Genomic DNA, 11630 nt, shown 5'->3' with positions numbered 1-11630 from the left:
ATGGGCTGTTGATCCCCAGTCTGTTAAAGTTTTTTAAATTTGTCGGGCTATCTAAGTTGATTTGCCAGAAAAATAGTACAATCGTAATATAGGAAGTATGAGACGACCTGTGCATCTGCTCGGTAATCACAAGCGGCTGCGGTTGTTGATTGAATAATTTTCAGGACTCCCAAAGTGGCTGGCCAACATCAAAAAGCGCGTGAATATCAGTTTACAGACCCCAAGGGACAGAGCGATCGCCATTATAGAGAATTTTCCTCGGAGAGTGAGAAAGTGTCACCAACCCCTCAAGAAATAATGTCAATGTTGGTCGAGTCCCTGCCCCAACCAGCGATAGTGAGCGATCCGGATCGTAATATTATCTACTGTAACACAGCTTGGCTAGAAATCTGGAAGGGTTCAAGGGAGAGTCTAATCGGACATCAAGAATCCCTTATTTATACATCCATTAACCGTTATCAGCAGATTCGGGAAGAGTTTGAGCAAGGGAATGTCATAGACTCAGCAGAAATCCAAATCCGCCTGTCAGATAGGTCAGATAGGCGGACGACTTGGGTATGCCTATCTATGCGATCGCTACCCTTAATCCCTGAACCGGTAGTTCTAACAATTTTCTCAGACACCAACAGCCATATTCGCCGCCCCAACCAAAACCAGCTAGACAATGAAGCTAGTTATCAAGCGGCGGTCGCCAAATTTGGACAAATTGCTCTCACCAGCCCTGACCTTGACTCTCTGATGGGGAAATTGATTACTCAGGTCAAGGAAACCTTAAAAATTAATCGCTGCATGGTTTTGGAACTACTACCCAATCATCAGGCTTTTTTACTACGTTCGGGTATTGGTTGGCGACCAGGGCTAGTGGGGTCGGCTCAAATTACTGCCTCTCCTAATTCCCAGGCAGGTTACACCCTCCAACAGGGTGAAGCAGTAATCGTTGAAGATCTGCGAGTAGAAACTCGTTTCCCAGGAACTCCTCTGCTACACAACCACAAAATTGTCAGCGGTTTAAGTGTGATTATTCCCGGACCAAAAGGGGCTAACTCCAAGCCTTGGGGGGTGTTGAGTGTACATACGCGACGAGTGCATCAATTTACCTTAAATGATGTACATTTTTTGGAGGCGATCGCTCACATTCTCGCTACGGCGATCGAGAGACAGCGGGCTGATGAACGACTCAAGTTGATGGAAAGAGCCATCAATAGCAGTCGCAATGGCATTATTATCACCGACGCTACTGAGTCGGACAACCGGGTGATTTTTGCGAACTCAGGCTTTGAGAAAATTACCGGATATTCTCGCCATCAAGTCATTGGTCGAAATTGTCGATTTCTTCAGGGTCGAGACAGTGACCCCAAAGCCTTGGCGGAGTTACGAAGCGCCATTGAAGAAGGGAGGGAATGTAATATTGAATTAAAAAAATATCGCCCAGACGGTAGCAGTTTTTGGAATGAATTATCAATTTCTCCGGTCTACAATAACCAAGGCTTTCTCACCAATTTTATCGGTATTCAAACCGATATTAGCGATCGCAAACAGGCGGAAGCTAACCTCTTATCCAAATCCGAAGCCCTGGCGCAGTTTAGCAGCAAACTTAAACAACTACATCGCATTACTACCCGTCTTTATCCTAGCCTGGAAGCTAGGTTTCAAGACTATCTACAGACCGGGTGTGAATTGCTGCAAATGTCAACAGGTTTAATTGGTAAAATCTCCGCCGGAGTCTATAGCTTAGAATTTGTTTATCCTCACTCCGACTTATTTACCATCGGTCAAACTGCGAACATCGCCGACACCTTTTGTGCTAAACCATATCACACTCAGGAAACCGTTACCCAAACCCAAGCCGGTCTTGACCCGGAATGGAGTCAAGTCCAAGCCTACCAGACACTTACATTAGAATCTTATATCGGTACTCCCATTTGGGTAGGCGATCGCATTTATGGCGTACTGAGTTTTGTTCACCAACCACAGAGAACCGTACCCTTTAAATCAGAAGATCGCGAAATTATTGAATTGATGGCACAGGGTTTAGGAGACTTCCTCGCCGCCCAAGAAATTGAACAGCGACAACGAGAGGCTGAACAAGCCTTGCGAGAAAGTGAAGAACGTTATCGGATGTTAGTAGAACTTTCCCCCGACACCATTGCTATTTACTGCGATGACCAAATTGTTTATATTAACCGTGCCGGGGTAGAATTGTTGGGGGCTAAACAACCCGAAGATATTATTGGTCGTTCCATTTATGATTTTGTGGATTATGATCAGACCACAGTCATTCTCAACCAAGAATTAACTGGAGAAGCCAAACAGCAATCGGCGACGCTTTTTGAACAACAATTAATCCGCTTAGATGCCGCAATTATTGACGTGGAAATTGCCGGCATTCCCACTAATTATCATGGTCGCGATGCCATTCAAATCATTATCCGCGATATTAGCGATCGCAAACAAGCCCAAGCCCAACTACTCCACGCCGCCTTTTATGACCCTTTAACCGAACTACCTAACCGCAGTTTATTCAACCAAAAACTCTCCGAAGCCTTACGGCGTTCTAAAGAGGACTCGAATTATCAATTTGCGGTTCTCTTTTTAGATCTAGATCGGTTCAAAGTTGTTAACGACAGTTTAGGTCATGTTATCGGTGATTTCTTGCTCATAGAAATTGCTCATCGCTTAGAAATATGTGTTACCAGCCCTGGGGATACCATCGCCAGATTAGGGGGGGATGAGTTTACCATTTTGATGGATCACATTTTTGAGCCTAAACAAGCCCTAGAAGTAGCCGAAAAAATTCATCGGGAACTCAGCCAGCCCTTCTATATCGAAGGTCACGAAATTTTTACCACTGCTAGTATTGGTATTGTACCCAGTCGCGGATGCACCTTTAAAAAAGGAGCAGAGACCGACAACTACCACTGTTTATTATACAACAACCCCGAAGATTTTCTCCGAGATGCAGATATCGCCATGTATCATGCTAAAGAACGAGGAAAGGCGCGATCAGAAGTTTTTGATTTATCAATGCACACCCAAACCCTCGCCCTTCTGCAATTAGAAACTGATTTGCGTAAAGCCATATTTGGATCTGCTCAACTCAATGTTGCACTCAATCACATCTCTAGATCTGAGTCCAACCCGTTAGCCTCAGCCATCTCTGATGTATCTGTCATACCTAGTCAACTCCCAAGTTTAAATGACTTTATCATTCACTATCAGCCAATTGTCTGTTTAATTACTGGTAGGATAGTCGGTTTTGAAGCCTTGGTGCGATGGAGACATCCCCGCCGAGGATTAGTGTCACCTGCTGAATTTATCCCCGTAGCGGAAGAGACGGGATTAATTGTTCCTTTAGGCGCTTGGGTCCTGGAAGAATCATGCCGTCAGCTTAGTAGTTGGAAACAACAACTTAAAAACTGGGAGAGGTCTCCGCAATCAGTCTCTTCTCACTTAACCATTAGTGTCAATTTGTCTGGGAAACAACTCAATCAGCTTAATTTGATACAACAAATTGATGCTATCTTAGCCAGAACTAATTGCGACCCGAAAAGCCTCAAGCTGGAAATTACCGAAAGTATGTTAGTTGAGAACTTCCAGACCGCTTTGATTGTTTTAGCACAACTAAAAGCACGCAAAATTCACCTAGCCATTGATGATTTTGGGACGGGATACTCCTCTTTGAGTTATCTGCATCAATTACCCCTCAAAAGTTTGAAAATCGACCAATCCTTTGTACAGCGATTGGAGGAAGAACCCAGCAATTATATCGATCAATACAGCCAACCTCAACAAATTATCAAGGCGATTATTTCCCTGGCTCATAACTTGGGGCTGGAAGTTACCGCAGAAGGTATTGAGACTCGACAACAGATGCAGTTTTTGCACAATCTTGGCTGTGATTATGGTCAGGGTTATTTGTTTTCTAAACCTTTACCCGCTGAAGAAGCTACTCAATTAATGCTTAACTCTGCGATCGCATATTCTAGCGAAAAATCGCGCTTCTTTTACGGTTAATTTACACTCCGTTGATGATAGTCTACAACCGTGAAGATACTTATCAAAATCCTGTCCATAGCATAAGTTTTCCTAATTTGTCTGGGAATATAAATTTGAATCGCAAAATATTGTTAAGAATTGTTACAATTTTGTTGAAAATCCCTCGCAAATAGTTGACGAGATTATAGGGGTTGTGGTATCCTCAAATAAATCGCACCCAAGGGGTTACTATGCCTTGATTCAAAAATAGAGGCTACAACCAGCATTCTATCGCCCTTAAAGTTATTCTCTACCGAAAAAATTAAATTTGCGATTCACGAGTTTTTGGGTAAAATCAGGGGGCCATTTTTAGGGGTATTGACAAAAACGACATTTTGTGCATAGACGACATTTTCCGGGTAGTTCAACTTCAGCGTTGACGGTAATAAATAATAATTTGTTTTCTAAGGCTTTACCTGCTGAAGAAGCTACTCAATTAATGCTTAACTCTGCGATCGCATATTCTAGCGAAAAATCGCGCTTCTTTTACGGTTAATTTACACTCGGTTGATGATAGTCTACAACCGTGAAGATACTTATCAAAATCCTGTCCATAGCATAAGTTTTCCTAATTTGTCTGGCAAGATAGATTTAAATAGCAAAATATTGTTAAGAATTGTTACAATTTTGTTGAAAATTCCTCGCAAATAGTTGACGAGATTATAGGGGTTGTGGTATCCTCAAATAAATCGCACCCAAGGGGTTACTATGCCTTTATTCAAAAATAGAGGCTACAACCCGCATTCTATCGCCCTTAAAGTTATTCTCTACCGAAAAAATTAAATTTGCGATTCACGAGTTTTTGGGTAAAATCAGGGGGCCATTTTTAGGGGTATTGACAAAAACGACATTTTGTGCATAGACGACATTTTCCGGGTAGTTCAACTTCAGCGTTGACTGTAATAATAATTAGTTTCCTGACGATCGCCATTAGCAACCATACCCAAAACGGGAACTCCAGCCATTTCCAACTCTCGCAGAGCCAGATTAAAAGCTGATCGGTCAGTTTTTCCCAACCCGACCACCATCATCAACCCATTAGTGTGGGAGGCGAGTAAATTAGCATCAGCCAAACCCAACAGGGGAGCAGTATCATAGACAATTAAATCAAACTGTTGGCGCAGTTGAGCCATAACCTCCTGCATTCGCGCAGAAGCCAGCATTCGAGTCGGGTCAACAGGTAGAGGACCGGAAGTTAAAATAAACAGATTTTCATCCGATGGCGATCGCCTAATCAAAGTCTCGATCTCCAGATTACCAGCGATCGCATCACTGAGACCCTGTAAATTAGACACCCCCAACATCGAATGAATACGGGGGTTACGCAAATCAGCATCTACCAATAACACCCGCTGACCCATCGCCGCCGCCCCAATCGCTAAATTTAGGGCTACAGTAGACTTACCATCTGCAGGTCGTGCGGAACTAATCACACAGGAGTTGATGGGTGATTCCGTAGCCAAGTGGCGTAAATTAGCCGTAAGCGATCGAAAAGCCTCGTGAAATATCCCACAGGGGACCATCGACAAATTTGGTAGAACATCGGTCTCCCCAGTCAACCGAGAATTAGCCGGAAGCATCAAAGCATCATCGCTGGCTGGAATTACCCCTAACAGCGGAATGGGGGTATTCTCCGCTATTTCTTCGCTGTTGTGGAACACATTATTAAGGCGATCGACCAATTGAGCTATAATCATTCCCAAGCCTAAACCCGCCAATCCTCCCAAAGCTAGATTTAGGGGAATATTCGGCGAAACCGTCTCCAGTTGTCCGGATCTTTGGCGAGGAATCATGGGGGGGGCGATTAATTGCCAGGATCTAACAGGCGGTTCTATAGTTAATTCTAATTCCGCCTGGCGATCCGATAAGTCATTTAGTCGGGTGGTAGCGGTTTCTAACTGCTGATTTAAGTCTCTGTAGCGGCGGATGACTTCCGGTAAACTTTGAGAGTATTCTTGTAAACTGGTCGCTGCTGTTTGTAAAACGCGATCGCGTACCTGTAGCATTTCTATCTGATGTGCTGCTACCATCATCTGCTGAATTAATCCCATTCGCAGGGAGTCTTGGTGACTTAAAATACTGGGGTCTACAGTAGTTAAGTCTTGACCCAAAACCCGCACCGCCTCTTCTTGGAGTAATGGTAATAAATGATTGCGTTGGTCTAATAAAGATTGAATTTGCGGGGATGCTTCCTTAAACCTAGCCGACTCTACAGCTACCTCCGTTTCCACCGCTAAGAGTTTTTGTAGGAGGGTTTGATAGCGAGGAGAATTTGTTAAAGCCGAAGCCATCATCGCCTGTTGGGGGTCGAGTCCTAGTTGTTGTTGTAGAGTTAAATACCGAGACTTTTCCTCTTGGAGTTGGGTTTGAGTTTGTAGTCTTTCCGTTTCTATCATCCCTAAGCGATCGCTTATTTGGCGGCTGGTAACTTCCGGCGTAATCATCAGATGCTCCTGCTGGAGATTCACAATTTCTCGTTTGAGGTTATTCACCTGGGTAACTAGGGGATTAATTTTTTGATTAATCATCTCCAGCTTTTGGCTGGTTTCCGACGGACGTTGTAACCCTTGATGATATTCCAGATATCCCGAAGCGATCGCTTCCAGAATAAACTGGATCTTTTGCGGTTCACTATCTTGATAACTCACCTCCAAAATCTTAGCACCTTCCAGCATTCGCAATTCCAACCGACCCGGAGATTTATCATTAAACAGAAACCGATAATCAACCTGGGGATAGCGACTTTGAATATTCTCCAAAATATCAGCCATAACCTGGGGACTCTGTAGCATTGTCAACTGAGATGCTTCGTCTAACTCCCCCAATTCATCTGAGGAACTTATTAACAGTTGAAACGTCCCTCTATACTCAGGTAATTGTTCAACCGTCCACCAATAAACCCCCGTCACTGTTGTCGCAGCCACCCCCACAACCACCAACCAGCGGCGACAAAACAGATCCGCAATTTTCGCCAACATTCCCCTCGGTTTAGCCCCAACAATCTCAACATTTCTAGCTTCCAAATCTCCGCGATACCAGGGAGAAAATCCCATACCCTCCGCCGATGAACTCCGGGTATAAATCATCGATAACTGGGAACGTCTAGCCTTTTTCATCTTACCTTACTCCCCGATTTTTGCGTGTGCTAAATAACCAGAAAATGAATTTTGCTTAAAAGATACTTATAAACCTCATCAACCCCAAAACATTACTAATCGGATTTAAGGTATTAAAAACCGTACCCATTCCCTCCCGAAAAGCCGCACCCCCTGAACGGTTCACCATAACTACATCGTTATTTCTCAGGACCGGATTATTAGCCTCATTCACATCATCCGATAGATTAACCGAGATCACCCTTCGGGAAACAGTCCCATCCGGGGATATACGGATGAGTTCTACCCTATTGGAGTCAGCCTGACCCCGTTTCAGACCTCCCGCCGCCAGAATCACCTGGTTTAGGGAACTGTTGGGGGGTAGACTAATCGCCCCAGGTTGTAGAACCTCCCCCACCACACTAACACGCATTATACCCGGAGAAAAACTAGCTGTTGCCACATTACCAGAAACTGTAGCATCTACAGTCCCCCCTTTAGGCACAATAATTGTATCCCCCCCTTGTAAAGCAATATCCTCCTGGAGATCTCCCTCTTGTAGAAGTTTCCATAGGTCAACCATAACAGTTTGTTCCGTCCCTGTACGACTAATGCGCCGCACCTGAATTTCTCGAATATTTGCTTCCGGTGTAATTCCCCCCGCCGCTTTAATAGCCCTGGTGACTGTATACACCCCAACCGGATCAACTCCAACTATACCTCGCCACTCCGATACATTTTCCCCCTCAGTCCCAGCCATGGTGTCAATGCTAAGGATATGGGTTCCTGGTCGGTTCACCTCCCCCACCACCGCCACATTAATCGGTCCGTCAGCATTACTAGCAAAATTAGCACTAGACAACTGACGCGCTTCGTGGCGATTAATATTTGTAACAGTCGGAATATATATCCTATCTCCATCTCTCAGGGCTAGATCTTGACTCAGGTCACCATTTTGGAGAAGTTCCCACAAATCAAGATTAACAATAGTTTCCTCACCTCCCCCCCCAGGACGACGGATTTTTACCTGGCGAATATCGGCGCTAGTAGTTATTCCCCCCGCCATTCGCAAAACACCTGTCACAGTAGCAGCATTAGAAACACCTCCCATATTTTGACTCTGGGAATTACCCGATACCATATAAGAACCGGGTCTCTTAACTTCTCCAGCGATCGCTACTTGAACAGGTCTCCTCTCTAATAATTTTACCGTAATCAGTGGTCGTTGTAAATATTCCCCATATCGTTCTTTCAGCAGTTCCGAAACTTGATCAATTGTCATTCCCTGAACCGTCACTCTCCCAATTAACGGGAGGTTTAAACTTCCATCTACTGACACCTGATGACGACCTCTTTCGCCACTATATTCGGGAACATTGAAAATATCAATTTCTATGGTATCACCCGCCCCTAAAATATATTCCCCCACCACCAGAGGAGACCAATTGTTAGCCCCATTATTACCATGATTAATTGTCGGCATTGGTGGCGGTGGTAAAAACTCCCCCCCAGCCGGGAGAGACATCAACAGCCATGTTAACCCCACACAGTTGACTGTTAATCCGAAAAAACATATTTTTTGGGTTGTATAAATCAGCCCGTTTTTGAGAATTTGATTATGTTTGATGATATTATCCATTTCAATAAAATTATCCACCTATTTTCAGAATCGCCTAATTGTGTTATAACTATCTTTCGTGATTGACAATTGCCGAGATTGATGGAACAATTGCAAACAGATGTTTTAGTGGTTGGTGGAGGTGCTGGGGGAACTGCCGCCGCCCTCCAGAGCGCCCGTGGTGGGGCTAATACTATTTTAGTGAGTGAATTTTCCTGGTTAGGAGGAATGTTAACCTCCGCCGGAGTAGCTGCACCAGACGGGAACGAATTAGTAGCCTTTCAGACGGGTCTATGGGGTGCTTTTTTAAGAGAACTTAGACAAAAACAACCCACGGGTTTAGACTGGGGATGGGTTAGTTTTTTTAATTATGACCCCCGCATAGGCGCGCAAATTTGGTCAGACTGGGTAAAATCTCAAAAAAATCTACATTGGATTTCTGGATATGCACCCCTAGAAGTATTGCGGAAAGGCGATCGCATTACTGGGGTGAGATTCCCAGATTTTACCATTAATGCCCAGGTTACCATTGATGCCACAGAATTAGGAGATATTTTAGCTCAAGGTGAAATTCCCTATCGCTGGGGTTGGGAATGGCAACAGCAATGGCAAGAACCTAGCGCCCCAATTCAATCTAGCCAATTTACCGATAATTGTCCAGTACAAGACCCCACCTGGGTAGTATTATTACAGGATTTTGGCGAAACACAAGCCCCAGCCATTAAACCTACCCCAGAAGCCGATTTTAGCAAATTTCAGGGCGCTTGGGATGGCTACGACCCCCAACAATTCCTCAACTATGGTCGCCTACCTGGGGGGTTAATGATGATAAACTGGCCCCATAAAGGCAATGATTACGGGGTAGGATTGGATCGTTTGATTGCTTCAGCGCCACAAAAACAGGCATTCTGGCGGGAAAGTCTACAGCATAGTCTGAACTTCGCCGCCTTCATTCAACAGCACCTAGGAAGGCGCTACGGCTTGGCTGAGAGCATATTTCCCCATACCATGTCAGCTTGGAAAACTGACCTAGGCTTAACTCCTCAGCAACTTGGCGCTTTTGCTATTCATCCCTACTACCGAGAAAGTCGCCGTCTGTGTGGAGTCCAAACGATTACAGAAAATCATATTTTACCTGTCTCAGGAAGTCGCGTCGCCGCCTTACCTATAGACCACAATGGACAATGTGAGGCGATCGCCATTGGTAACTATCCCAATGATCACCACTACAGCGCCGGGTTACTACCAGTTAAACTTAAACTCTTACGCTGGGGAGGTCGCTGGACGGGAACCCCCTTTACTATCCCCTATCGTACCCTAATTCCAGAAACTACAGAGGGCTTAATTGTGGCTGAGAAAAATATTTCCGTTTCCCATATCGCTAATGGCGCTACCCGTCTACAACCTGTGGTTTTGGGTATCGGACAGGCGGCGGGAATGGCTGCGGCTTTATCTGTCCAACAGCGCATATCTCCCCGAATGCTATCAGTGCGATCGCTTCAACAAGCACTATTAACCGACCCCATAGCCCCCGCCGCCATTATTCCCCTGTTTAACCTTACAGGCGATCGCGCCGATTGGCTCAAATGGCAACAATACTATTTAGACCACCCACAAGCCTATCCCATAACTGGTGAAGTTCCCCCACCCGACCCCCACCCGACACAATTAATATCACCCTCATTATCAGAATTTAGCGGACAATTTCACCGCCACCCAGACCAAGAATATTCCCTCACCCTCTCTCAACCTCACTCACTCCTCGGTCAGGTCTTGAGTCTCGTTACCCTCCACCCACACATTAATCAACAATTACAAACCATACCTACCGCTACCCCCATCACCGTTTGGGGACGACACAACTCCGCCGGTCGCTGGCTACTCGTCGAAGTCATCAAAGAGTTATGTTAAGTTTTGTAACAAAAAAAATCGCCTTTTATGACTGGGGGGGTTGACAAAAGCGATCGCCCTGTGGTAGTCTATGTAATAATGGGAATATTAACAATTTTATTTTTTGCCTACATATTCCCAAATTAATCTGTACTATCTTAATAATACCACTACCGTCCGAAAACTGTCAACCCCCAGCGGCAGATGCCAGCGCCACAAGTCAAGTATTGTAGGGCTGAAGGAAAAAATTATCAGATTATCCTGATGTAGGCCTATTGGGTTGGTATCAGGAAATGGACGCTTTAATACGGACATTTCTATGAAACTCAACCCTACTTTTGGCTTTTCTATGTTGCTGTTGTTAGGCATGAGCAGTGCCGCCCAAGCTATGGAAATAAGACCAAGCAGACAGCAATTAGAATCCATGACTAACCAATATATGCTCTCAGCGCAAACGGAGCATCATGGCTCCCGCAGTCCCTGGCAAGGAACACCCCGACGGGGATTTGCTGAGACATTCGAGCAAACATCTCCATCAGAATCCCTGTTTCCCCATCGTGGCAGTGGCAGAGCTAATCAATGACTGATGATTCCGGTACAAAAATCCCCTTCTAGTGTCATGTTTTAGCCCCAATAAATTTTAGAACATAAATCCGAGCATTTGTCAACAAATACAACCAATCTATAAAGACCACAACTGCCGAACATTTCCATTAGTTTATGGATGTTGGGCGGTTTTGTGTGTATAATAACGATATCTCAATCAAACTCATCTCAATTGGAAAGCCCTGAGTGCCGAGGGTGCATCCAAACTACTATATTACCAATTGAGGAAAGGCCAGGTCAGTTGTCTAATCAAATAGGTTGCGCCCGGTCAGAAGTCCCCGTGGCAGACCCATACTAGCATCAGGGATAGAAACTGCGCGGTCTCCAGTCGTTTATTTATTTACTCAGCAATAGATCTGGGTAAGATCATCCATTCTCACTAATGG

General features: G+C 44.8%; 5 protein-coding genes. 3 read left to right on the top strand and 2 right to left on the bottom strand.

All coding sequences use genetic code 11. The features are described 5' to 3' along the window. Positions 1–174 precede the first annotated feature (174 nt). A complete protein-coding gene (locus XZ46_RS14340; RefSeq protein WP_008051404.1) occupies positions 175–4014 on the top strand; it encodes an EAL domain-containing protein in 3840 nt (1279 codons plus the stop codon). 908 nt (positions 4015–4922) lie between these two features. Here XZ46_RS14340 and XZ46_RS14335 read toward each other — a convergent pair. Continuing rightward, on the bottom strand, positions 4923–7151 hold the full coding sequence (locus XZ46_RS14335; protein ID WP_008051399.1) for a polysaccharide biosynthesis tyrosine autokinase: 2229 nt from the start codon (positions 7149–7151) through the stop codon (positions 4923–4925). 55 nt (positions 7152–7206) lie between these two features. Next, a complete protein-coding gene (locus tag XZ46_RS14330) occupies positions 7207–8769 on the bottom strand; it encodes an SLBB domain-containing protein (protein WP_008051398.1) in 1563 nt (520 codons plus the stop codon). Positions 8770–8850: 81 nt separating this feature from the next. Between XZ46_RS14330 and XZ46_RS14325 the strand changes: the two genes are divergently transcribed. Next, positions 8851–10659 carry an FAD-dependent oxidoreductase gene (locus XZ46_RS14325; RefSeq protein ID WP_008051396.1) on the top strand — a complete coding sequence of 603 codons (1809 nt, stop codon included), beginning with the start codon at positions 8851–8853 and terminating at the stop codon, positions 10657–10659. Between the two features lie 298 nt (positions 10660–10957). After that, on the top strand, positions 10958–11221 hold the full coding sequence (gene patX / locus XZ46_RS14320) for a heterocyst-inhibiting protein PatX (protein ID WP_006670113.1): 264 nt from the start codon (positions 10958–10960) through the stop codon (positions 11219–11221). Positions 11222–11630 lie beyond the last annotated feature (409 nt).

Source organism: Limnospira indica PCC 8005 (assembly GCF_000973065.1).
GTDB classification, from domain to species: Bacteria; Cyanobacteriota; Cyanobacteriia; order Cyanobacteriales; family Microcoleaceae; genus Limnospira; species Limnospira fusiformis.
The sequence above is the reverse complement of the archived record's forward strand: the minus strand, read 5'-3'. Positions and strand labels throughout refer to the sequence as shown.

Bases quoted from the DNA above. Each gene is read 5' to 3' on its own strand.
- XZ46_RS14335 (WP_008051399.1), bottom strand. From the start codon at position 7,151: ATGAAAAAGGCTAGACGTTCCCAGTTATCGATGATTTATACCCGGAGT.
- XZ46_RS14330 (WP_008051398.1), bottom strand. From the start codon at position 8,769: ATGGATAATATCATCAAACATAATCAAATTCTCAAAAACGGGCTGATT.
- XZ46_RS14325 (WP_008051396.1), top strand. From the start codon at position 8,851: ATGGAACAATTGCAAACAGATGTTTTAGTGGTTGGTGGAGGTGCTGGG.
- patX (WP_006670113.1), top strand. From the start codon at position 10,958: ATGAAACTCAACCCTACTTTTGGCTTTTCTATGTTGCTGTTGTTAGGC.